This is a genomic window from Haloferula chungangensis (assembly GCF_042664875.1).
Classification (GTDB): Bacteria; Verrucomicrobiota; Verrucomicrobiia; order Verrucomicrobiales; family Akkermansiaceae; genus Haloferula; species Haloferula chungangensis.
Genome location: NZ_JBHTBS010000087.1, coordinates 1 through 602, shown reverse-complemented (window position 1 = coordinate 602; position 602 = coordinate 1). Strand labels below are relative to the sequence as shown.

Here is a 602-nt window from a genome sequence, read left to right as displayed (position 1 = left end):
CTTAAATTTCATAAGTGTTCACATCCTCATTAAATGTTTACCCTAAAGTGAGAAAATTAAGCATCAAAATTACTTTTAATTTCTTCTGCAACCTTAGCTTTTTCATCATCCGTTAAAGCTGGTAATTCATCCCATTTAAATCCAAAACCATCATGCTCGTCTTTGTAACGGGGTATTAGGTGAAAGTGGATATGGAATACTGATTGTGAGGCAAAAGCACCGTTATTTTGAAGTACGTTTAAACCTTCTGGTTGGTAAGTTATGCGCAGTGCCCGCGCAACTTTAGATATAGCTTCCATAACTTTTGCACCAGATTCTGGTGAAAGTTCGTAAATGTTTTCTACTTTAACTTTAGGAACGACTAGCGTGTGTCCTTTAGCCACAGGAAATGCGTCTAAAAATGCGATAACATCGTCATCCTCGTAAAGAATGTTTGCCGGAATGTCTCTGTTGATGATCATTTCAAATATTGATTTTTCACTCATTGTTATACCTCTTTCGTTTGATGTGATATATTTAAAATACATTATACATGATTATTTTGAAAGATGTGGAAGCTATGATACTCGAATTAAAAGACGTAACTGGTGGATATTCAAAAA

General features: G+C 34.7%; 1 protein-coding gene. It reads right to left on the bottom strand.

Translation table 11 applies throughout. From position 1 onward, the window contains the following. Positions 1-56 precede the first annotated feature (56 nt). Positions 57-485, bottom strand: coding sequence for an HIT family protein (locus ACFQY0_RS21310; protein ID WP_186078287.1), 429 nt, complete (start codon positions 483-485; stop codon positions 57-59). Between the last annotated feature and the right edge of the window lie 117 nt (positions 486-602).